General features: G+C 54.8%; 22 protein-coding genes. 13 read left to right on the forward strand and 9 right to left on the reverse strand.

Going from position 1 to position 22,892, the window contains the following annotated elements; all coding sequences use genetic code 11:
- Nucleotides 1–29 precede the first annotated feature (29 nt).
- Nucleotides 30–677 carry a hypothetical protein gene (locus tag VMC84_RS12640; RefSeq protein ID WP_325381195.1) on the reverse strand — a complete coding sequence of 216 codons (648 nt, stop codon included), beginning with the start codon at nucleotides 675–677 and terminating at the stop codon, nucleotides 30–32.
- 260 nt (nucleotides 678–937) lie between these two features.
- On the opposite strand from VMC84_RS12640, the gene VMC84_RS12645 reads away from it, so the two are divergent.
- A complete protein-coding gene (locus VMC84_RS12645) occupies nucleotides 938–1,936 on the forward strand; it encodes a DRTGG domain-containing protein (RefSeq protein WP_325381197.1) in 999 nt (332 codons plus the stop codon).
- A gap of 626 nt (nucleotides 1,937–2,562) precedes the next feature.
- Nucleotides 2,563–3,036, forward strand: a complete 474-nt coding sequence (locus VMC84_RS12650) for a hypothetical protein (RefSeq protein ID WP_325381199.1) — start codon at nucleotides 2,563–2,565, stop codon at nucleotides 3,034–3,036.
- Nucleotides 3,037–3,075: 39 nt separating this feature from the next.
- On the opposite strand, the gene VMC84_RS12655 is transcribed toward VMC84_RS12650, so the two are convergent.
- On the reverse strand, nucleotides 3,076–3,771 hold the full coding sequence (locus VMC84_RS12655; protein WP_325381201.1) for an endonuclease III domain-containing protein: 696 nt from the start codon (nucleotides 3,769–3,771) through the stop codon (nucleotides 3,076–3,078).
- Nucleotides 3,768–4,535 (reverse strand): DUF2797 domain-containing protein, encoded by a 768-nt coding sequence (locus tag VMC84_RS12660; protein WP_325381203.1) that lies wholly within the window; start codon nucleotides 4,533–4,535, stop codon nucleotides 3,768–3,770. The genes VMC84_RS12655 and VMC84_RS12660 overlap by 4 nt, the downstream gene beginning before the upstream one ends.
- 85 nt (nucleotides 4,536–4,620) lie before the next feature.
- Here VMC84_RS12660 and VMC84_RS12665 point away from each other — a divergent pair, with 85 nt between their 5' ends.
- The 7 genes from VMC84_RS12665 (at nucleotide 4,621) to VMC84_RS12695 (ending at nucleotide 12,417) form a co-directional block, all read left to right on the forward strand.
- On the forward strand, nucleotides 4,621–5,214 hold the full coding sequence (locus VMC84_RS12665; protein ID WP_325381205.1) for a pyruvate kinase alpha/beta domain-containing protein: 594 nt from the start codon (nucleotides 4,621–4,623) through the stop codon (nucleotides 5,212–5,214).
- Between the two features lie 77 nt (nucleotides 5,215–5,291).
- Nucleotides 5,292–7,322 (forward strand): PAS domain S-box protein, encoded by a 2,031-nt coding sequence (locus tag VMC84_RS12670; RefSeq protein WP_325381207.1) that lies wholly within the window; start codon nucleotides 5,292–5,294, stop codon nucleotides 7,320–7,322.
- Between the two features lie 47 nt (nucleotides 7,323–7,369).
- The gene (gene tgtA, locus VMC84_RS12675) at nucleotides 7,370–8,833 is read left to right on the forward strand and encodes a tRNA guanosine(15) transglycosylase TgtA (protein WP_325381208.1); all 1,464 of its coding nucleotides are present in this window, start codon (nucleotides 7,370–7,372) and stop codon (nucleotides 8,831–8,833) included.
- A 93-nt stretch (nucleotides 8,834–8,926) separates the two neighbouring features.
- Nucleotides 8,927–9,763, forward strand: a complete 837-nt coding sequence (locus tag VMC84_RS12680; RefSeq protein WP_325381210.1) for an alpha/beta hydrolase — start codon at nucleotides 8,927–8,929, stop codon at nucleotides 9,761–9,763.
- Nucleotides 9,764–9,833: 70 nt separating this feature from the next.
- Nucleotides 9,834–10,964: a methanogenesis marker 9 domain-containing protein gene (locus VMC84_RS12685; protein ID WP_325381212.1), complete on the forward strand. Its 1,131-nt coding sequence runs from the start codon at nucleotides 9,834–9,836 to the stop codon at nucleotides 10,962–10,964.
- A 54-nt stretch (nucleotides 10,965–11,018) separates the two neighbouring features.
- Nucleotides 11,019–11,849, forward strand: a complete 831-nt coding sequence (locus VMC84_RS12690) for a triphosphoribosyl-dephospho-CoA synthase (RefSeq protein WP_325381214.1) — start codon at nucleotides 11,019–11,021, stop codon at nucleotides 11,847–11,849.
- A 4-nt stretch (nucleotides 11,850–11,853) separates the two neighbouring features.
- Nucleotides 11,854–12,417, forward strand: a complete 564-nt coding sequence (locus VMC84_RS12695; protein ID WP_325381216.1) for a DUF447 domain-containing protein — start codon at nucleotides 11,854–11,856, stop codon at nucleotides 12,415–12,417.
- Between the two features lies 1 nt (nucleotide 12,418).
- Here the strand turns inward: VMC84_RS12695 and VMC84_RS12700 are convergent, their stop codons facing one another.
- Nucleotides 12,419–12,643, reverse strand: coding sequence for a hypothetical protein (locus VMC84_RS12700; protein ID WP_325381218.1), 225 nt, complete (start codon nucleotides 12,641–12,643; stop codon nucleotides 12,419–12,421).
- 126 nt (nucleotides 12,644–12,769) lie between these two features.
- Nucleotides 12,770–13,453, reverse strand: coding sequence for a DUF116 domain-containing protein (locus VMC84_RS12705; RefSeq protein ID WP_325381220.1), 684 nt, complete (start codon nucleotides 13,451–13,453; stop codon nucleotides 12,770–12,772).
- A gap of 131 nt (nucleotides 13,454–13,584) precedes the next feature.
- Between VMC84_RS12705 and iorA the strand changes: the two genes are divergently transcribed.
- Both iorA and VMC84_RS12715 read left to right on the forward strand, forming a co-directional pair.
- Entirely contained in the window at nucleotides 13,585–15,363 is a 1,779-nt protein-coding gene (gene iorA / locus VMC84_RS12710) for an indolepyruvate ferredoxin oxidoreductase subunit alpha (RefSeq protein ID WP_325381222.1), read from the forward strand.
- A gap of 2 nt (nucleotides 15,364–15,365) precedes the next feature.
- Entirely contained in the window at nucleotides 15,366–15,941 is a 576-nt protein-coding gene (locus VMC84_RS12715; RefSeq protein ID WP_325381224.1) for an indolepyruvate oxidoreductase subunit beta, read from the forward strand.
- A gap of 523 nt (nucleotides 15,942–16,464) precedes the next feature.
- Here the strand turns inward: VMC84_RS12715 and VMC84_RS12720 are convergent.
- Nucleotides 16,465–16,962 carry an isochorismatase family cysteine hydrolase gene (locus VMC84_RS12720; protein ID WP_325381226.1) on the reverse strand — a complete coding sequence of 166 codons (498 nt, stop codon included), beginning with the start codon at nucleotides 16,960–16,962 and terminating at the stop codon, nucleotides 16,465–16,467.
- Nucleotides 16,963–17,272: 310 nt separating this feature from the next.
- Here VMC84_RS12720 and VMC84_RS12725 point away from each other — a divergent pair, with 310 nt between their 5' ends.
- On the forward strand, nucleotides 17,273–18,529 hold the full coding sequence (locus VMC84_RS12725) for a phenylacetate--CoA ligase (protein ID WP_349256780.1): 1,257 nt from the start codon (nucleotides 17,273–17,275) through the stop codon (nucleotides 18,527–18,529).
- Nucleotides 18,530–18,610: 81 nt separating this feature from the next.
- The gene (locus VMC84_RS12730; protein WP_325381230.1) at nucleotides 18,611–19,132 is read left to right on the forward strand and encodes a hypothetical protein; all 522 of its coding nucleotides are present in this window, start codon (nucleotides 18,611–18,613) and stop codon (nucleotides 19,130–19,132) included.
- 15 nt (nucleotides 19,133–19,147) lie between these two features.
- On the opposite strand, the gene VMC84_RS12735 is transcribed toward VMC84_RS12730, so the two are convergent.
- The 3 genes from VMC84_RS12735 to VMC84_RS12745 all read right to left on the reverse strand — a co-directional run bounded on the left by VMC84_RS12735 (nucleotide 19,148) and on the right by VMC84_RS12745 (nucleotide 22,333).
- Nucleotides 19,148–19,582, reverse strand: coding sequence for an ACT domain-containing protein (locus VMC84_RS12735; protein WP_325381232.1), 435 nt, complete (start codon nucleotides 19,580–19,582; stop codon nucleotides 19,148–19,150).
- Nucleotides 19,583–19,607: 25 nt separating this feature from the next.
- Nucleotides 19,608–20,909, reverse strand: coding sequence for a phenylacetate--CoA ligase (locus VMC84_RS12740; RefSeq protein ID WP_349256781.1), 1,302 nt, complete (start codon nucleotides 20,907–20,909; stop codon nucleotides 19,608–19,610).
- Nucleotides 20,910–21,031: 122 nt separating this feature from the next.
- On the reverse strand, nucleotides 21,032–22,333 hold the full coding sequence (locus VMC84_RS12745) for a phenylacetate--CoA ligase (protein WP_325381236.1): 1,302 nt from the start codon (nucleotides 22,331–22,333) through the stop codon (nucleotides 21,032–21,034).
- Nucleotides 22,334–22,892: the final 559 nt, after the last annotated feature.

Genomic DNA, 22,892 nt, shown 5'->3' on the forward strand with positions numbered 1-22,892 from the left:
TCGCACGCTCGCTATCGATTATTTGTCGATTAAATACCTTTGCCCATTCCGATGTTCGTAGCTAACCCCTTGCCGAGGCCGGTATTCATGCCCTTGCCCAGGCCCGTATTCATGGGCATGCTCGGCGCGCCCTTGGACAGGCCCTTGGACAGGCCGCCGGCGGGAGCGTTAGCGCCCACTGCACAGGAGCCCATGGGCATCGTGTAGACCTGGGGCACCAGGCTCGTCACTGACTGGTATGCCGTGCTCATCACGGGTACGGGCACTTCCTGTGTCACACAGCTTGTCGCATATGTCGTTACCGGGACCTGCTGGGGCACTGTGGTCATCGTCGGCACGGTGATCGACGACTGGACCATGACGACCTGGGGCACCTGTATCGGGACTTCCTGGGGCACGCAGACCGGCCGCGGGACCGTGATGCTTGACTGGACCGGCACCGTTACCGGCACCTGGACCGGCTGCATGACCGTGTTACAGACCGGGACCGGCACCTGGGTGGTCACCGGCACATTACAGCTAACGGTCGCCACGCAGTCCTGCGGCTGGCCATACGCCACGGCGCCGCAGGCGCCGCACCCTATGCCTCCGCAGGCGCCGCACTGGGCCATCGCGGGAGTTGCGGCCACCAGAAGCACGACCAGTGCCAGTGCCGCTAATAAGATTTTTCCATTCATATTATTAACCACGCCTCCTTAACACGGAACTGTTGATGAACTAAAAATAAAACCATTAGGCCCAAAAAACGCCAAAAATCAGCAGTTCAGGTGCTATTTAAGAAAATAAAGGCTAATTATGGGTTATTAATTGTAACAGAGCTTAAAATGGTTTTTAAATATACAATAAATTCTATAGCTGTCTCTGATATTACTCATAGCTCCGTTAAGGCTCGCCGCGAGATAAAATTAATATGCGACGCTCGCCAATCATTAATCTTGTGAAGTCGATATTCGTAAGCTCTATAACGCCCCGCAGCGGCAAGACCGTCATCACCCTCGGGCTGGCTCTTAACTCGAAGGTATTCACCGGGTTCTTCAAGCCGTTCCAGGAAAAGATGATCACGGTGAACGGCCAGCAGGTGGAGGAGGACGCCTACCTGATGCAGTCGGTCATCGATTTCGAGGCGAGCCCCGCCGAGCTCTGCCCGTTTCCCAGAGAGTCGATACCGTCGCTCACCATGGCGCAGGTAGTGGAAGCTTACGAGCGCGTAAGCAAGAATAAAGAGCTGATGATCGTGGAAGGCGTGGAGCTCATCACCGCCGGCTTCCTGTACGGCCTCTCGGGCTTCGACATCGTCGAGCGCCTGAAATCCGATATGATCCTTCTGTCGAACGTGGATCAGGAGTCGCTGGACCGGCTTGCCATGATAAAGCATTATATGGACTATCGGGGCATACCGCTCAAGGGCGTCATCCTGAATTTCTGCGACGATGTGGGCATAGAGAATTTTTTAAAGAGCAAGGGCATCCCCGTCATTGGCTCCATGCCGTATACGCCGTCCCTGACGACGCTCCACGTTTTCGAGATCGTGGAGGAGCTGAACGGCCTGGTGCTGGCCGGCAACGAGAACCTGAATAATCTGGTGGAGAAGACGATCATCGGCGCCATGAGCCGGGACTCGGCGCTGCGCTATTTCGAGCGTGTCCCCAATAAAGCGGTCATCACTGGCGGCGACCGCAACGACGTGTCGCTCGCGGCGCTGGACACCTCTATGGCCTGTCTCATTTTAACCGGCGGCCTGCTGCCCTCCCAGGAGATCATCGACCGGGCGCGGAACCTGGGCGTGCCGCTCATCTCCGTACGCGAGGATACCCTGTCGGCATCGGAAGCCATCGAGAAGCTGATCGCCCGCATCGACCCCAACGACGAGAAAAAGATCAAGCTCATAAAGGACGAAGTCGCTAAAAATATTGACGTTGGCCGCATTTTACGCTAGCCGGCCGTTCACGCGCTCTTTCACAGGGACGTGTGAATGGATTTTTGTGAACGCGTCCGTAGCAAGCATTTACTTAACAGTCAATCGCCTTAATTTATCGCACGCTCACGAAATTATTTTAAAATATTAGCGTCTAGTCAATTTACGGATTAGAAATATAAGTATAACTTGTTTTAGCCATAAATTTGCTTAATAATTCAATTTAAATCGATCAGGCTATTCACACACAAACCATTATATACCAAAAAATATGTACATATTCATTGTAAAACTGTAGCAATATGTGCTTAAGTCATAAATAACCGTAAAAAACCTCCGTTTTTCCAAAAAACTTAAATACTTAGAAGTACTAGTATGCTTTGTCGTTAAGCGGCAAAGGCTCGCAGCCCATGTGGGGGCTGCATGCTACGATTTCACCTATACATGGGGATGGATAGGATTCGTGCAGAGCGGACGACTAAATATCATCTCAAAACGGCAATGTAGGGATTGGATTGGGTTAAATAAAAACGGAAAAACGGAAAAACGCAATAACAACAAGGCAGTCGGCGGCGTGCAGTAACGGCATTGGGGTGGATTGGGCCGCTGGACTGCCTTTTTGTTTTTCCGGGCTTTGGCCCGGATAAATGGGGATGAAGCCGATGGAAATAAAAGTGAACGTGGACGAAAAAAGCGGCAAGATCACCCAGTTGACCGTTTCCGCGGACGGCGTCGACATGACGACCATCCAGAAGGCCCTGAGCTCGATCTCTAAGAACCTTGCCAGCCCCGGGGAATCCGTGGATGAGCCGGCGGCCATGGAAAAGAAGATGGCCGACCTGATGGGCGACAACTATACGATCAAGGAACGCCTCAGGCTGTTCCTCAAGTTCGAGTTCAAGAGCCTGTGGTTCACTACCGTACAGGTAAAGGAGAAGTACGAAGCGCAGTACGGTGAAGAGATCAAGACCAGCACCGTATCGACCTACCTGACGCGGCTCTACAACGAGGGCTTCCTCGAGCGGCGCGGCAACCGCGTCGAGCGTGAATACCACGTAATAGCTGTGAACGTCGAGGATAAGGCCGTGGAAAGGGCTGTACATAAGCCTGTCCAGCCTTAATTCACTTTTTGTTTACTTTTGTTTACTTTTGTTTACTATTCACTCGGATCTGTGAACCGTTGTTATTGTGAACCGGCACTTCGATCCATTCACGGCCGCGATGGGGCATGATCCACATAGCGGTCTTGTCTTGCATACACAATTCCCAAGTTGAACGATCTGCGCGTGGAAGTCATTGTACAATTCTATATCCCGGGGCAGATTCTCGGTGAAATAGCGCTGCGCTTCTTCGTAAGAGGGCTCTTTTTTAAAGATACCGTATCTCTGTAATATTCTTTTCGTATAGGCGTCGACTACGAAGATGGGCATGCCGCAGGCATAGAGCAGGATACAGTCGGCGGTCTCCTGCCCCAGGCCTTTGACCGCTAATAGCTTTTTCCTCAGCACGGCGGGCGATTCGGCGGACATCACGCTTAAATCTCCCCCATACTCCCTGTAGTAAAAGTCCATAAAATTCTTGATCTTCATCGCTTTCATGTTGTAAAACCTGGACGGCTTAATCAAAGGAGCGATTTCCTCCGCAGCGCGCTCGTTAAGCGCGAGCGGCTCGAGCATGTTCGCCCGCTTCAAGCCGTCAATTGCCTTACTGGCGTTATTCCAGGCCACATTCTGAGTAAGGATTGCGCCGATGATCACCTCGAAGGAGCTATCCGCCGGCCACCAGTTCCTGTGCCCGAACCTGTTTCGCAGCAAACGATAGATCTCCAGAAGCTCATCCCGTTTTTTATCTCTCATATTTCCCCCTGCCGATTAAATTCCAGTAGTGACGTCTGCAGGCTGACCTGGCCTTTTCCCTCTTCGACGTCGTAGCCGACGAGCCCGTCGAGGTTAATCGCATAGAGCGTGCTGCCCTTCTCGATGACCAGCGCCTGGCCTTTCACTCCCAGCACACGGCCGGAGACCGCCATGTTCTCGTGCGGCTCAAGCACGATGGGTTTCATCCAGGGCTTCTCGCGGAAATACTCGAAGTGCAAAATGCTATCGGCGTCATATCGGCCGTATATGGCTCGCAGCGTTTCTCCGTTCACCGTCTGTGAAAGCCCGTCGACCTTATTTTCGAAGGTGACGCGGTCCGGGTACTTCGCCGCCAGCTCCCGCTCTCGCTTCCTTGCCAGCTCGCCATCGGGGAAGCGTGCTATCTCCAGGCCGATATCGGCTCCCTGCTCCATCAGGCGCGTTTCCAGGCGCCGCGTCTTCGAGACGCCCACCTTTATCAGGCCAGGCGAGAAAATGGCCAGATAGACGGAATGCTCTATCGTGCAGGTCTTCTCTCGCTTCGTGCACTCGCCACGGCACATGACGCACGGGTCAGGCAGGATGCCCCCGCAGCGCTCGCAAAACGGGGCAGCGTCGCTATCACAATGTACGTATTTATCGCCCTCCCACAGGCCTGCGCAGCCGCGCTTTCGCAATATTAGGCCGATATCGTCCGATATGTCGATGGTGCCGGTATCCGTTAAAAGGGCCTTATCTATGGACGAGTAGCCGATGATCCTCATCTTATAGCTACAATAGGTCCGCCATCATTTAAAACGTTCTTCTATACCGGTTAATTTAATTGGTATTATGACTTATAGTCATATTATGATAACTCGTGAAATTGCGTATTTTGAAAAACCGGGTCCTCAAAATACCGATGATACGATACGGTTCGCCGTGAAGCGGGCGAAGGAGCTGGAGATCAAGTACGTAGTCGTGGCAAGCGTCAGCGGCGAGACGGGCGTGAAAGCGGCGAGGGCTTTCAAGGGCACGGGCGTGAAGGTCGTAGTCGTCGGCCACCACGTCGGGTTCTCAAAGCCCGGCGCCCGGGAGCTGCAGGAGCCGTATATTAAAGAGCTACAGGCGCTGGGCGCCGTCATCGTGGAGCAGACGCACGCCTTATCTGGCGTGGAGCGGTCCATCTCCCGGCGCCTGGGGGGTGTGTCCCGGGTCGAGGCAATTGCAGAAGCACTGAGGACCCTGGTCAGCGTGGGCGCCAAGGTCGCCGTCGAGTGCAGCATCATGGCGGCCGACGGGGGCCAGGTTCCGGTGGACGGCAGTACGGAGATAATCGCCATGGGGGGCACGTATCCCGGCGCCGATACGGCCTGCGTCATACTGCCGGCGCACGCGAACAATTTCTTCGATATGCAGATACGGGAGTTCATCGCCATCCCCAGAAAAAAGACGAAGGAATGAGCTGCCCTTTATCATGTTAACGCTATACGGAAACGATATAATGCAGGGGCTATCTAATGTAGCCAGAGCCAGGGGGCATGGTAGTCATCGGGCAAAAGCATGGCGAAGTCATTGAGAAATATCATCTGATCTTCAATAGCGTCCGGGATATCATACTGGTGTTCGATATGGATGGTGCCATCCTCGATGCTAACCAGGCGGCTGTAAATGCATACGGGTATTCGCTCGAGGAGCTTCTGGCCATGAACATTGATATGCTGCGTACTCCGGAGGAGCGGAAGATGCGGCGGGAGCAATGGAAGCTTTATGGCAACGGCGGCCTGTTCGAGTCGAAGTACCGGTGCAAGGACGGGACCGATTTCCCGGCGGAGATCAGCCTGCGGCGGCTGTATATGGACGGCCGCCAGGTGATGGTCGCTGTAGTCCGGGATATCACCGAGCGCCAGCAGGCTGAGGGCGAGTTACGAAGGGCGAATCGGGCGCTGCAGGCGCTCTCGAAGTGCGGCAACGCCGTTATCCACGCGGTCGACGAGACAAGTCTTTTAAGCGACGTTTGCCAGATCATCGTCGAAACGGGCGGCTACAGGATGGCCTGGATCGGCTATGCGGAGCACGACACAGCAAAGACAGTGAAGCCGGTGGCCCAGAAGGGCTACGAGTCGGGATACCTCGAAAATGTCCAGACCACATGGGCCGATAATGAATTCGGCCGGGGACCGGCGGGCACCTCTATACGTACAAAGGCTCCCCATGTCGTCCGGAACGTACTGACGGATAAGGACTTTGTAGTCTGGCGGGATGAGGCGATAAAGCGGGGCTACGCCTCCATCCTCGGCTTACCTCTCATGTCCGAAGATCGCGCCTTCGGTGCCCTCGCCATCTATTCGGACAGGACCGATGCCTTTGACCCGAGCGAAGTGATCCTATTATCGGAGCTGGCAAATAACCTCGCCTATGGCATCGTATCGCTGCGGTATCGCCTCCAGCGGAGCCAGGCTGAAAAAGCCCTGCGCAAAAGCCAGTTCATCCTGGCGAAGGCCCAGGAGATAGCCCACGTCGGCAACTGGGCATGGAACGCGCAGTCGAATGAAATGAGCTGGTCCGATGAAGTGTTCAGGATATTCGGGTTTGAGCCGGGTTCCGTCCGGCTGACGCTTGACTGGTATCTATCACGCATCGATCCGGAAGACAGGGAAAAGGTCGAGGAGTTCGTACGCATGATCCGTGACGGGAATAAGCTGGGCAGCATCGATTATCGGATACTGCTGCCGGACGGCTCCATAAGGTATATAACAAGCGTTTCCGATAAGATCGTGCGGGGCCCGGACGGCTTAGTGAAATGGGTCTACGGCATTAACCAGGACATCACGGAGCGCAAGCTTGCCGAGGTCGAGATAAAAGAGGCAAAGGACCAGGCTGAGCTCTATATCGACCTCATGGGGCATGACATCAATAACATGAACCTGATCGGCATGAGCTATCTTGAGCTCGCTTTCCAGGCGCTGGAGCTGGAAGGAAGCCTGGGCCCGCAATACCGGACTTTTATCGAGAAGCCCTATGAGGCATTTAAAAATAGCTCCCGGCTTATCGATAACGTGATCAAGCTCCGGCAGGCAAGGGCCCATGACATCAGGATGGAAGTGCTCGACCTTGGAAGAATACTGGATGAAGTGAAGGCGAGATATTCCCAGGTCCCCGAGAGGAGCGTCACCTTAAATGCCCATTACAGCCACGTCCGGCGGTATCCGGTCATGGCCAATACGCTGCTCGTCGATGTTTTCGAGAATCTGATCGGCAATGCGATCAAGCATTCGGAGGGGGCTCTCACCATTGACATCCGCATGGATTCCCGGAAGGAAGGGGATGCCTGGTACTACGCGGTGACGATCGAGGATAACGGGCCCGGTATACCAGACGACATGAAGGCCAACCTGTTCACGCGCTTCCGCCGCGGCAAGACGAAGGCAAAGGGCATGGGGCTGGGCCTATTCCTCGTAAAGATGCTCGTGGAAAGCTTTAACGGTAAGATCTGGATGGAAGACCGGATACCCGGCGACTTCGGAAAGGGAAGCAGGTTTGTCGTAATGCTCAAGGCTATCAATGAATAAATGATTTATAGGGCATGCATACTTGTCATATGCGTCGTGGTGACCGGATGACCGACGTTTTCGAGATAACGAACAAAGACCTTTTAGGCCGAACGGGCAGGCTATACACGCCGCACGGCGTGGTCGAGACGCCCACAGTCATGCCCGTTATCAACCCGAACCTACGGCTGATCGAGCCGAAGGAGCTGAAGCGCTACGGGGCGCAGATGCTCATCACGAACTCCTATATTATTTTTAAAAGCGAGCGCTGGCACGACAAAGCCCTGAAGGACGGCCTCCACGCCATGCTCGATTTCGACGGCCCCATCATGACCGACTCCGGAGCATTCCAGCTTTCGGTATACGGGTCCGTAGAAGTCACTAACGAGTCCATCATTTCATTCGAGCGGGACATCGGCACCGATATCGGCGTGCCGCTGGACATACCCACTCCGCCCGACGTGCCGTTCGGCCGTGCAAGGGATGAGCTCGATATCACGCTGGAGCGGCTCGCTGTCGCCAGGGAATACTCGGGCAAGATGATGCTCGCCGGCCCCGTGCAGGGCTCGACCTACCCGGACCTGAGGGAAGAGGCGGGTCGCAGGGTCTACGCCATGGATTTTGATATCTATCCGCTGGGGGCGGTCGTGCCCCTGATGGAGGCATACCGGTATAGAGACCTGGTCGACGTGGTCATACGCAGTAAGATGGGACTGGGGCCCGCCGCGCCCGTCCATCTCTTCGGCGCCGGCCACCCCATGATGCTGGCGCTCGCCGTAGCGCTGGGCTGCGACCTCTTCGATTCTGCCGCCTACGCATTGTACGCGAAGGACGGCCGGTACATGACCGTCGATGGCACCTATCACCTTAGCCAGCTCCAGCATCTGCCGTGCAGCTGTCCGGTCTGCTCGGGCTACTCGGTAAAAGAGCTGATGGAGCTGGACGAAAAGACGAGGACGGGGCTTCTTGCAGAGCACAATCTCTACGCCACGTTCGCCGAGCTGCGGCTCATCAGGCAGAGCATCGCCGACGGCGACCTGATGGAGCTGGTCGAGCGGCGCTGCCGGAGCCACCCGAAGATGCTGTCCGGCCTCAAGCGCATGATGGACTACTCGCCTTACATCGAGAAATCCGACCCGGCAACCAAGTCCACGTTCTTTTATCTGGGCCCGGAGTCCTGCCGCCGGCCCGAGGTCTACAGGCATAATGAGCTGCTCAATAATCTCCAGGTCAAGGGCAAGGCGCTCATCACGACGAGCAGGAGTATTGATCGATCCGGCTATGACAATGTCTTTTACGTGAAGGTGCCCTTCGGTGTCTACCCCGATGCCCTGGGCGAAACCTATCCCATCGGGCAATCCGAGAATATCGACGAGCTCGAATGCGAGGCCCGGGACGCCACGCTGGAGAACGTGCTGGGGTTCATTATCGGGCATAGTGAGGCCGAATTTACCTTCGCCTTCACGCCTTCCTGGGAAAGCCCCGTCATCGCCCGTATCGGGGAGGTGGCCCGTGTCGCCAGGCTCGAATAATTAGAGATAAGCCAAATTTATTCTATTTTTATAGACAAGAATGTATATATGCCTTGCCTGCACACCATTTCATTAAAAAGGGATGGGTAGTGAATGGGTATGGAAGAGACAATACTCATTGACGGCATTAACGTAAGCTATCGCGTCGAAGGGAAGTGCGAGCCTTTAATCCTATTGCACGGCATGGCGTTCTCCCACGACGTCTGGGATAAGACAATCCGGCAGGCATCGAAGTTTTTCACGATATACGCGCCAGACCTGCCCGGGTTTGGCTGTTCCGATAAGCCTGACGTGTCGTATGGCCTTGACTTTTATGTCGAATTCCTGAAAAAGTTCGCCGACACGCTGAAGATCCATAAGTGCTTTATCGCCGGCATGTCCATGGGCGGCGAGATCGCCGCGGCCTTTGCTGCGAGGTACCCGGACCGGGTGGACCGGCTGGTCATCGTCGACGCGAACGGCTTTTCTCCGCTGATCAAGGGCATCCGCACGCTTACCGTGCTCGGCTCTCCTCTCTACATCCGGATGTTCAACAGCAGGAGCATGCTTAAGAATTATATGGCGAACATGCTTTACGATACAAAAGCGCTCGACGAGGAGCTTATCGACAAGGAGTGGGCACGCATGCGGGACCCCGCATACCGGGCTTCACTGTCGAAGAACTCGAAGTACCTGTCGACGGTCGACGAGGCATTTCCCGGGCTCATCCGGGGCATCAAGGCCAGGACGCTCATTATCTGGGGAAAGGACGATACTATACTGCCCGTCGATGACGCCTATAAGTTCATGGAATCCATCCCGGGCTCCGAGGTCATCCTGATCGAGAGATGCGGCCATGCGCCCGTCCTGGAAAAGAACGAGGCCTTCAATAAAGCGCTCCTCTCTTTCCTGGCGCAGGTCAACATGTACTATGAGGCCGTGGCGAAGTAACCCCTCGGCCCTTCGACCAAAAACTACTTTTTTAACTTTGTACATTAATTTAGTCATATTTGGTGTTTCCATGTCCGATCTCTTCGACCTGAAAGTTGGGTATGTAACCTTTAAGAACCCGGTGGCCGTGGCATCGATGGCCGGTGTTACCGACAGCGATTTCTTCGGCAATTTTCCGGATGCGGGCTTATACTTTTTAGGCGGCTATAGCCTGGACGAGGCCACGATGGACGCGTCCCGGGAAATGGTCAGGCGGGGACGGAAGGAATTCGTGTCCGACGACATCTTCGCTCTCATCGAGTCCGAGCTCAAGAAAGTCTCGGGTAAAGGTGTGGCCATCGGCATTAACGTGCGTGCCACGTCTCCGGAGCCTTTCATCAGGGCGGCAGAGCTGGCAAAAAAATATGGCGCTATCCTGGAGATCAACGGCCATTGCCGGCAGGAAGAGATGGGCGCAATTAACGCCGGCGAAGCCATGCTCAAGGACCGCATCGCCCTGGCCCGCCTGGTATCGGAAGTTAAAAAGACTGGCGCCGTGATATCGCTGAAAATGCGCTCGGGTATCGTGGACGACGTTAAGCTGGCCCGAATCCTGGAAAAAGCCGGCCTGGACATACTCCACGTCGACGCCATGGGCGTGAAGGGCGCCAACCTGAACGTCATAAAGAAGCTGCGGGATTCCACGAGCCTCTTTATCATCGGCAATAACTCTATTACGAATTATGAGACGGCGCAGGCCATGTATTCGGCCGGCGCGGACATGATCTCGGTGGCCCGGGCCGCCATGGCGAACCCGAAGCTCATCAAGGGCCTCGTCTCGTATACAGGGGATCAGCAGAAGCAGACCGGCTGGTACAACGCCCCGTCGCACATCTGCCGCGGCGGCGACCTTCGGGGGCTCACGTGGTGCTGTCCGCCCATCAAGGAGTGCCCGGTCCACGGCGCGCTCGCCCGCGCCAACCTCAGCCCGGAGAAGTTCGCCAGAATAAAATTGAAATTCGGCGAGGGCACGAAGCTGGAAAAGGGCAGCACGACGTGCTTCGGCAGCATGGTCTGGTGCTGCAAGTTCAATAAGCCCTGCTATTTAAGAGAGGACTCCATGGCCGAGAACAAGCTCGACTACAAGGAATACACGGCCCTAAAAAAGAAACTGTCGGAAGAGATCATCAGGAATATTGATAAGGAAAAAGTCGTCACTTGATTATAGGTATTTATGGCCAGCCATTTTACCCCTTCCTATATTGCCCGCTGTGCCGTGCTATCCATGATTCTCGAGGTCTCGGGCACCCCCAAGCCAGGTAACATCGACCGGGACCACGACTACGTGGGCACGAAATACGAGGATTTCCTGGCTTCGGCGGTGGGCGTGTACCCGGTCATGGAAAAAGCCTGCAATGAAGGCGGCATTGGCTCTCTTATTCTCGAGGCGTCGGGCGAGAGCGTGCTCTGGCAGGGCGGGGGCAACACGCATTTCGGCGCCTACATTCTCCTCTTTCCCTTAATAAAAGCCGCCATGCGCGGGCCCGTCGACCTCTTAAGGGATAACGCCATCGAGATCGTAAAGGAGACAACCATCGAGGACGCGGTCGATTTCTACCGGGCTTTTTCCATGGTCGATGTCCGCATGAAGGATAAGGAGGGCCTCGCCTCCGGCGAGAAGGAGCTCGACGTGGGCAGCGAAAGCTCGCTGGAAGAGCTGAGCCGCCGGGGCATCACCATGTACGACATCATGCAGATATCGGCGAAGAATGACCTGGTGGCACGGGAATGGATTGAAGGGTTCCGGCGCACGTTCATCGCGGCCGAAAAGATCGCAGGCCGGCGCAAGGCCGGCACCATGAACGACGCCATTGTTCTTTCGTACCTGGAACTCCTGGCCGAGGAGCCGGACACGTTCATCGCGAAGAAGTACGATCTGGAGAAGGCCGTCTACGTGCAGGGCCTGGCCGTAGACGCGCTCGAAAGGCGTATGACGCTCAGGGAATTATCCCACCGGCTTTATGTCGAGAAGATCAACCCGGGCTCCACGGCCGACATCGTCATCGCCGGCCTATTCGTCGCCCTTTTGAACGGCATGAAGGTGTGAGCCCGTGACAACCGTCGACGATATCCTGAAAGAAGGTATCACCGAGGTCATCGTCACGACGGTCTCTAAGGACGGCGTTCCCAACGCTGCGCCCATGGGCATAGTCCGAAAGGGAAATATGTATTTTATCCGGATGTACTCCGATACGGCGACGTTCCGCAACGTCTCGGATACGGGCTTTTTAGCGGCCAATTTTATTTCGGACCCGCGTGTCTATGTCATCTCTGCTTTTCAGGACTTGCCGCCCGGATATTTCCGCTTCGAGGAAAACAGGGTACCACCGAGGCTGAAAGACGCCGCCGGCTGGATCATTTTCAAATGTCAGGTCAAGGATGTCGTAAGCCTTGAGCCGGTCTCGGTAAAAGTAGCCAGGTGTACGCTTCCCGCCTTTAACAGGGCCTTCGCCGCCGTGATCGAGGCCACCATAGTGGGCACCCGCCTGCGGTTCTATAGGGGCAGCGAGGGCATCGATAAGATACGGGAATGCGAGGCCCTCGTAAGGAAATGCGGCAGCCCTGAGGACATCGAGGCGATTAAAAAGTTAAAGCAAATACTGGAAATTTTTTAAGCTACCTTTTCATGATCATGTTCAGGATGCCGCCCAGCAAGCCTAAAATGAAGCCGATGGCCGCCAGGAACGGTGCCAGGCCGCCCATGGCACCCATGGGCACGCCGAAAGCCTGCAGGCCGCTGATAAGCGCCGCGCTGAAATTCGGGAAAAACCCTAACAGCCATCCGATGATGTAGCCGATGATCGCGCCGAAGACGGCGCCGAGAATGACTCCTAAGACCATGATGGACACCTTACGCTGATAAAATATTGGCGCATGAACATTAAAAGGTTTGCCACTGCACCGAGCACAATAATTAAAAGTTTATACCCGAGGCCCGCTCTGCTTAGAAATCCCCGGCTCATCTACTCAGGGCTTACTCGTCGATTCGCCCGCATGCATGACCTCAAAGAGCTTATCCCAGTCAAGCACGGTACTCACGCACCCGGACTTATCGAGTACGACGCCGACGGACGGTATCTTATGCTTATGCATCAGGTCCAGGCCCTCCTTGACCTCGCATAAACAGCCGACGCCGATGATGCCTTCCGGACGGTATTTCCTTATCATTCGGACGATGAAGCTGGAGCCCGGGACGACGAAAAACATATATCCCAGCCTTTCCGCCTCTTTTTTCGCAGTGGTGATCTGGCACTGGCCGCAGTCCTTGCACACGATGCCTTCCGGCGATAGCCGGGCCGGGCAGTCGACGGAGCGCAGGCACTGAGGGATAAAGATCGCCCGCTTATCGCAGGGTATCTTGCTGAACGGGGACCACATAGCCTTATTCTGCATGTCGATACTGAGCCGGTCGATGATCGAGTCGTCCACGCCAAAAAGGCGCATGATCGCCTTGATGGGGCCCTCGAAAAATATGATGCCCAGGATAAGCTGGTTGGGAAAAAGGACATCGCCAGTCTTTAGCGAATAGATCAGAAGGATGGTCGCGATGATGACTATGATAAGGGAGACGGCGAGCAAGATCAGCAGTATCGAGCCAAGCAGCGTCGCCACCATGTGCAGCACCGATAATATGTCGTTCGGAATAGCCATCAGATTAGTAGAGTTTACGGGTACTTTTAAATATATTCCGGTTAAAGGTTTGCAGGGGCAGCGATATTCAACCTGCCGTCCCTTTAAGTTTATATAGTATAATTCTAAGTTATCAACGAAGAAGGTGCCATATGAGTAAAGAGTTTATGCTGGGTAATGATGCCATTGCCCGGGGACTGCTGGAAAGCAGCGTCGACGTCGCCACGGGCTATCCCGGCACGCCGTCCTCCGAGATCCTCATGACGCTGGCCCCGTCGGCCAGAGACCGTTTTCATATCGAATGGTCCGTGAACGAGAAGGTCGCTCTCGAGGTGGCCATCGGCGCGTCCTGGGCGGGCGCCAGGTCCGTGTGTACGATGAAGCACGTCGGCCTTAACGTCGCGGCGGACCCGTTCATGACCCTGTCGCACACTGGCGTCGTGGGAGGCTTGATCATAATTTCTGCGGACGACCCGGCCTGCCACTCGTCGCAGAACGAGCAGGACAGCCGCGTTTACTCTAAGTTCGCAAAAATCCCTTGCTTAGACCCCCAGTCTCCCCAGGAGGCCAAGGACATGATCGCCTACGCCTACGCCTTCTCGGAGAAGCACCAGATACCCGTGCTGCTGCGGCCAACGACCCGGATCTCCCACGCGAAGTCGGACATCGAAGTCCACGAGATCGCCGGCCGCGAGAAGAGCATCGAGTTCAGGAAGGATGCCGAGCGCTTCGTCGTGCTGCCGAAGCATACCCGGGTACTCCTTAAAAAGCTGAACGCCAAACAGGACGCGATGCGAAAAGAGCTCGCGGAGTCGCCATGGAACCGTCTTGAAATAAAGAAGGGCGCAAAGCTGGGCATCATAGCTTCCGGTGTGGCCAGCACATATGTAGAAGAGGCCATGGAGACCTTAGGCACCCCCGTCTCCTACCTTAAGATCGGAGCTTACCCCGTCGACCCCGAACTAATTAAAAAATTAGCCGGCAGCGTCGAGCGTATTCTCGTCATCGAGGAATTAACGCCCTTCCTGGAGGAGCAGGCCCGGATGTACGCCGATACCGTGCTCGGCAAGATGACGGGCGACGTGCCCCACGAGGGCGAGTTCGACACGCTCCTCGTATCGAATATGATAAGAAAAGTCGCCGGAAAGCCGCTGCTGCAGGACCGGGACGTTAAATTAGACTTCGAGCTGCCCGCCCGGCCGCCTGCCATGTGCGCCGGATGCCCGCACCGGGCGACGTTCTACGCCCTGAAGAGCGTCTTCAAGGACGACGCCATCTTCGCCAGCGACATCGGCTGCTACACCCTGGGCACGCAGCTCGCCGCCGTAGATACGTGCCTCTGCATGGGCGCGAGCATCACTATCGCCTCAGGCCTTAGCTTTTCCGGCGTTAAGAATAAGGTCGCCTGCACTATCGGCGATTCGACGTTCCTGCACACGGGCATTCCCGGCCTCATCAACGCCGTCTATAATAAGGCCGATATCACCGTCGTTATTCTTGATAACCGGACCACGGGCATGACGGGCCACCAGCCTCACCCGGCGACCGGCGAGACGATCCTCGGGGAGCCGTCGACGGAAATATCCCTGGAGTCCGTCGTGAAGGCCTGTGGCGTTCCGTCACTGCAGGTGATCGACCCATTCGACATTGAGATCGCAAAGGCCGCCTTTAAGAAAGCCTATAATACGGACGGCGTTAAAGTCATAATCGCCCGCCAGCCGTGCGTCATTACGGCAAAACGGATGGGCATCCGCCGGCATCAGTACGAGGTCGTGGAGGACCTGTGCGAAGGCTGCAAGCGCTGTGTCAAGTTCGGCTGCCCGGCCATGGAGGTACGGAACGGCAAGGCGTTCATCAACGATACCTGTGCCGGCTGTTCCATGTGCACGCAGGTATGCCAGTTCGGCGCCATCAAGGCGAAGGGGGTTTAAGCATGGATAAGTTCGATCTACTCATTGTCGGCGTCGGCGGCCAGGGCGTCATCCTCGCCTCGGACATTATCGGTAAAGCCGCCGTCCAGGAAGGCCTGCCCGTCCGCGCGGCGGAGACCCACGGCATGGCCCAGCGCGGCGGCGCCGTAGAAAATCACGTCCGCATCGGCTGCAAGTACGGGAGCCTCATTCCGGCGGGAGGCGCCGACTGCCTGATGAGCATGGAGCCCCTCGAGGCGCTGCGGTTCGCGAAGTACCTCAACCCGAAGGGCACGGCCATCATTAACAGCGAAAAGATCGTGCCCGTGACCGTGAACCTGGGCAAGGTCCCATATCCTGAATTAGAGGTCATCCGGGATACGATGAAGGGCCTGTGCGCCGAAGTCCGGATGGAGGACTATACGGCGCTGGCGAAAAAGGCGGGCGCCGCGCAGGCGCTCAACGTCGTCATGATCGGTGCCGTGTCGAAGTACCTGCCCATCAGCACGGAGACGCTGAAGGACGTCATCGCGAAGTCCGTGCCGCCGAAGACGGTGGCCGTGAACCTCAAGGCGTTCGAGCTCGGGCGCGAAACTTAAATATCATTGCTGTGTTGAATTACTCCCGTATTTTAAGCTTCATAAGGGCACGGAGGGCACTATTTTTCACCACAAAGGCACGAAGAGCACGGAGGCTCACAAAGTTTTCTTTTTAGATTAAGTTACAAAGTACACAAAGCCGGTTCATCGGCGATCAGGGCACGAAGGATACAAGGGCACAGTGGAATGAACAAGAGCACTTTTTGCCATCGTGCCTTTATATATTATAAATTCAAAAAGCGGCTCTGTGTCATTTGTATCTTAATTATAAAAAAGTCTTTGTGGGCCTCCGTGCTCTTCGTGCCTTTGTGGTGAAAATAGTGCCTCCGTACACTCTGAGACTTAAAAGAGCATATTCAACACAGCAAATATTATTAATGATGCGGGCTTCTAATCTCGCATCCATCCTTCTTTTTATCTAACGATAATGTCCTGGCGTTCGATATCCGTAAACCGGGCGACCGCTTTTCTGATTCTATTATTTCTCAACTGAAAATAACCTGGCAGGGCCGGTCATCCGGGCCTATTCTAAGACCTTCTTCAAAGCCGTATAAGAGATTACGTCATTCACGTCTTCAACGAATTTAATATTTTCCAGCTTACCGCTGGCGAGAGAATTATGGAGCAGGATGGGCGTAAAGTCTAGATCCAGGGCGCCACGATACGTGGATAAGACGCAGTACTCGGCGCAGTACCCGGTGATAATAACCGTATCGATGCCCTGTCCTCGCAATATTTCGGCGAGAAAGGTCTTGTTAAAGCCGTTACTATAATTTTTAACGATGTGGACGTCCGAGCTAAGTATATTCAGGCTGTCCGGCAAGCTAAAGCCCTCTGTGCCCGGGACCAGGTTCGATTCCGCATCTTCATGCTGTATACAGATTACCGGCAGGCCTTTACTACGGAATAAGGCGATGGCGGCATTTATGTATTCGATGGCGTTGTCTAGCGATTGAGCAGTTAAGGGGCTGCTTTTAAAAAATTCTTTCTGAACATCTATGACGAGCAGGGCCGGTTTCATAGTACAGGGTATCTTCCTGGATATTTAACGTTTACCTGAATAGCCGCAATAATTACTCGCGAGCAAATCGGGCCTGTCGAATACACTGTTTTCATTCAACTGCCGCGTCTGGACAATTATTAAATGAGAAGATCCCTTCGACATATCGCGGTTATATTTTTTAAATGCGACCATCGTCTATGCACGAAAGGTTTTAATATTACCGCATACACCTATGTATATCTTTGTACGTAGGAGCCCAAAAATGAACGCAAAATCTTCATTTTACGACAACGCTAATAGTGGCAGCACCATGAGCGATATCCTCCATATGCCACGGAAGGAGCTTGAAGAGCTCCAGGGCAAGCGGCTCCGGGCAGTCGTGAAGAAGGTCTATGATAATAACGCTTTTTATAAGAAAAAGTTCGACGCTATGGGCCTGAAGCCCGGGGATATCAAGGGCATCGAGGATATTCACAAGCTCCCGTTCACAGAGAAGACCGATTTCCGGGATAATTATCCTTATGGCCTCCTGTCGGTCCCTCGCAATGAGATCGTGCGCATGCACGCGTCTTCGGGCACTACGGGCAAGCCGACCGTCGTGTTCTATACGAAGAACGATATTCGTACATGGGCGAAAATGTTCGCGCGCTGTCTTGAAATGGCGGGTGTCACAAAGAATGACGTTTTCCAGGTAACGCCCGGATACGGGCTATTCACCGGCGGCCTGGGCTTTCATTATGGCGGCGAAGAGCTGGGCTGCATGGTCATACCGATGGGCCCGGGCGACACAAAGAAACAGATCAATATGATGCAGGACTTCGGGACGACGGTTCTGGGCGGCACGGTCACCTACTCGCTCAGGCTGGCCGAAGTCTGTAAAGAAATGGGCATCGACCCAAGGAGCCTGGGCCTCCGTGTGGGCATCTTCGGCGCTGAGCACTGGTCCGACGGCATGCGGGATAAGATCGAGGGCATATTCGGGTTCGAGGCCTTCGATATTTATGGCATGACCGAGATGTTCGGGCCGGGCATCGGCCTGGACTGCCCGAAGCACGAAGGGATACACATCTGGGAAGACAACTTCATCCTGGAGATCATCGACGCGAAGGGCGAGCCCTGCGCCGAAGGAGAGCGCGGCGAGATCGTGCTCACCACGCTGACGAAGGAAGGCATGCCCCTGTTGCGCTACCGGACCCGGGACCTGAGCCGGATGTTAGGCTATTGCTCTTGCGGCCGGACGCACCGGCTCATCGACCGGGTGAGCGGCCGTACGGACGACATGGTCATCGTGCGGGGCGTAAACGTGTTCCCCGGCCAGATCGAGTCGGTGCTCATGAAGTACCCTCAGGTCGGCCCCGAGTGGTACGCATACGCCTTCCGCAACGAGTTCGGCTCCATGGACCATTTACAGATAAAGGTAGAAGCAACCGGCACCACAAAGGAGCTTCTCCAGATACGGGACGATATGCTAAAAGAGCTGACATCTACACTGATGGGACTCAAGCCCGAGCTGGTCTTCGTGCCCACCGGGACGCTGCCGCGGCAGGAGAAAAAGACGAAGCGCCTCATAGACCAGAGAAAATAATAATAAATTCTCTTCAGTCTCAAGGCGTGGAAACAATAGCTTAATGGTAAATCCATACTAATATATTATTCGGGGGTACTTATGAAAAAGGAAATAATCTATTATTTTACAGCTCCCGGCGAACGCAATACGAATACGACACTAAAGACAGTACGAGACTGGGCCTCTAAATATCACATCAAGCGAGTCCTGGTCCCCTCGAAAAGCGGCCAGACCGCCCAAAAAGCCTACAACTTATTTAAGAATACCGGGATCAGCCTGACCATCGTGGGCACTGACCCGAACATCTTCTCCAGCGAAATCCTGGCGCAGCTCCGGAGTAACGGCACCCGCGTGGTCTTTTACAAGGATATACCCTATACGTACTCTCCGGAGATGAAGACCGCCTACCGGCGCATGGGAGAAGGCTTTAAGGTCGCCGTCGAGCTGGGCATCATCGCCGCTTATCTCGATGAGGGTGATACGAACGATGTGATCGCCCTCGGCGGCACAAAAAAGGGCGTGGACACGGCGCTGGTAATAAAGCCGGCAAAGTCTGAAACTTTCGACCAGCTCGAGGTAAGGGAAATAATCGCCAAGCCGATGTCGATAAAAATAGTATAAACGTTTTTTAAAATTTTATATCCTGCTGACTTCCTTATCGTCCACGATCCGGATCTTCGCCGCTTTCAGGACCTTCAGCGCCGCTTTCACGTTATCGACGCGAATTATCAGCAGCGCGAGGTTCGACGTGGTGACAAAGGCGTACGCGTAGTCGATGTTCACGTTATTCTTGCCCAGCGTGTTGGCGATATCCGCGAGGCCGCCCGGCACGTCCTTCATCTCGACGCCGATGACCTCCGTCTCCGAAACCGCGAAGCCCTGCCCCTGCAGCGTCTTATAGGCCTTATCCGGGTCGTCCACGACCATGCGGATCACCCCGAAATCGCCCGCCTCGGCGATGGTAAAAGCCCTGATATTGATCTTAGCCTTCGACAACGACTCGGCTATCTTCGAAAGCCGGCCCGGCTTATTCTCAGCGAACAGCGATATCTGCTTGATCGTGCCACTCATAAACAATCCTCCGAAATGCAATCTCTTAAATCTTTCTCCTGTCGACGACCTTCTGCGACTTGCCCTGGGACCGGGGCAGCGTTCCCGTCTCGACCAGCTCCACGTTCGTCTGCAGCTGCAGGACCTTCTTGAGCTCGTACTGGATCTTCTTCTCCAGGTTCATCAGGTCGGCCAGCTTATCGCTGAAGGCGGCCCTGGTGACCTCGACGCGGACCGTAAGATCGTCCAGCTCGCCCTTCCGCTCGGCGATGATCTGGAAGTGCTCCCCGACCTCCGGGATGGTCATCAGGACCGACTCGATCTGGCTGGGGAACACGTTGATGCCGCGGATGATGAGCATGTCGTCGGCGCGGCCCAGGATGCGCATGATCCTCGGGTGTGTACGGCCGCAGACACACTCCCTATTATTCAGGATCGTGATGTCGCCGATCTTATAGCGTATCAGCGGCAGCGCCTCCTTGGACAGCGTCGTGACCACGAGCTCGCCCTTCTGGCCTTCCTTGACCGGGTCGCCATTCTTATCGATGACCTCCAATAAAAAGTGGTCCGCCCAGACGTGGATGCCGTCCTGCTCCTCGCACTCGGTGAACAGGGGCCCGGACAGCTCCGACGTGCCGTAGATATCGTAGGCCTTGATGCCCATGCTCGTCTCAATGCGCTTGCGCGTTTCCAGCGACCAGGGCTCAGCCCCGAGGATCGCGGCCTTCAGGCAGGTATCGTCCTTAATGCTGATGCCCATTTTTCTGGCCACCTCGTTCATATGTAACAGGTACGATGGCGTGCAGGAAATGGCCGTCGCATTGAGGTCCCTCATGAGCTCTATCTGGCGTTCCGTATTGCCTACGCCCATGGGGATGACACTCGCGCCGATCTCCTCGGCCCCATAGTGCAGGCCTAAGCCGCCCGTGAACAGACCGTACCCGTAGCTGTTCTGGATGATGTCTCCGCGACCCAGGCCGCAGGCCGTCAGGGACCGGGCCAGCGACGTCGTCCAGCAGTCCACGTCGCCCCGGGTGTAGCCGACCACCGTTGGCTTGCCCGTCGTGCCCGACGAGACGTGGAACCGCACCACCTGATTCAGGGGAACGCAAAACATGCCGGTCGGGTAATTGTCCCGGAGGTCCTTCTTGTAGGTGAAGGGAAGCTTTGTGATGTCATCCAGGGTCTTAATATGCTCGGGCTTTACGCCCGCTTCCTTAAAGCGATTGCGATAAAATACCGACGACCTGTAAACGTTATCGACGAGCTGGCGGAGCTTCCTTTCCTGGATCTCCTGCAGCTCTTCCAGAGGCGCTCTCTCGATGCGAGAGTTCCAATAATCAAGCATGGGCATTATTTTACCTCACTATATTATGCACGTTGAGCGATATTTATGGGCTGTAACATCCCTGTCCGTACTGCGATGGACTTTTATATTATCAATAAACGATTTATCGCCCGCAATATATATTAAATGCTCGTCCTCAAGTCGATGACTTTCTTACTCTTGCCCTCGACCCGGGGCAGGCTGCCCTTATCCACGAGCACCACGTTAGTCCGCAGGTTTAGCTGTTCCTTAAGCTTTTTCGTGACGATGCCAGTGACCTTTTTCAGATCCCCTAGCTCGCCCGAGAAAGCCCTGTCGCTCATTTCGACCTTGACGGTCATTTCGTCCAGGTGGTTGACCCTCTCCAGCACGACCTGGAAGTACTCGCCCACCTCGGGCATGTCCATGAGCACGTGCTCGATCTGGCTGGGGAACACATTGAGCCCTCTTATTATGAGCATGTCGTCGGCGCGGCCGTAAAATTTCGTTATTTTACGGGCCGTGCGGCCGCATTCGCACTCGCCGTCCATGAGCTTCGTGATATCGCCCGTGCGGTAGCGTATAAGGGGCATCGCTTCCTTGCAGAGTGTGGTAAGCGTCAGCTCGCCCTTTTCCTCTGGGTCACACGGCTCGCCCCGCTTATCGAGGACTTCCAGTATAAAGGCGTCCTCCCAGACGTGAAGGCCGTCCTGCTCCTTGCATTCGAAGGCGACGCCGGGGCCCATCATCTCCGACAGGCCGTAGGAGTCGTAAGCCTTAATCCCAAAAGCCTTTTCCAGCTCCTTCCTCGTGTTGACGGACCACGGCTCGGCACCGAAAAGCCCTATTTTTATGGGCAGCGTGCCGGGCTCGATGCCCATCTTTTTCGCGGTCTCCGCGATGTAGAGCGCGTAGGATGGCGTCGCATGGAAAGCGGTGACGCCGAAGTCCTGTATCATCTCGATCTGTTTCTGGGTACTGCCGGTACCGCTCGGGACGACAGTGCATCCCAGTCTCTCGGCACCGGCATGAATACCCAGGCCCCCTGTGAATAATCCGTAGTTGGCCGCATTCTGGAACACGTCTCCCGGCCGGACGCCGGCCATGTAGAAGCACCTGGCCATAAGTTCGGCCCAGATTTTGAGGTCCTTCTGCGTATAGCCGACGACGGTCGACTTGCCGCTTGTGCCCGACGACGCGTGGATGCGGTTTACCTTACTTCGAGGCACGGCGAACAGCCCGAACGGGTAATTGTCCCGCAGGTCCGTCTTCTTCGTGAATGGCAGCTTTCGTACGTCTTCGGCGGATCTTATATCGGATGGCTTGACCCCTGCCTCGTCGAACTTCTTTTTATAGAACGGCACGTTTTTGTAGACGCTATTGGCTGACTTTTTTAGCCTCTTCAATTGCAGCTCTTCTAGCTGTTTTCGATTCATCGTCTCGATCTTCGGCTGCCAGTACTCCATATCGCTTCCTCATAGAGATATATGCTACCATATAACACGGTTTGGGCATATAAAGGTATCGACTGAAGGAAGAGGCAAGCATTAGACGATTTTCCATATGTGCGTTTCCTGGGACAATTGGTAATTATTATTTCTTCTCCGTTTTTTTGTTGTTTGATCTTCTTTCCTTCGATGTATGCCTTGTTGGTATGGATTTCTCCATAAAGGCCAGTGGTTCCGTGTTTGTTTTATAATCGTTTGTCCTTTGTTTGTTTTCGTTCGCTGATTTGTTCGGTTTTTTTCAACACGAAAACACGAATTATTTTATACCCCACGTAAGGGGCACGAACCTCACTAAGGTACATGCTTTAGCGTTAAAACACTAAACAACCTCTCTAAGGCTCGAACATCCCTAGTAGAATGAAACACGAGGGAAAGCATAACTATTAAAGTCATGCCGTTCTCGTGTTTCAATCCTTTAGCGCTTGAGTGCCATTGGAGAGGTTGTTTCGTGTTTTAAGCGCCAGGCATGGGCCTTAGTGATTTTAGTGCCCTTACGTGGGATAAAATAGTCTTTCGT

The sequence above is a fragment of the Methanocella sp. genome (genome assembly GCF_035506375.1).
Lineage (GTDB): Archaea > Halobacteriota > Methanocellia > Methanocellales > Methanocellaceae > Methanocella.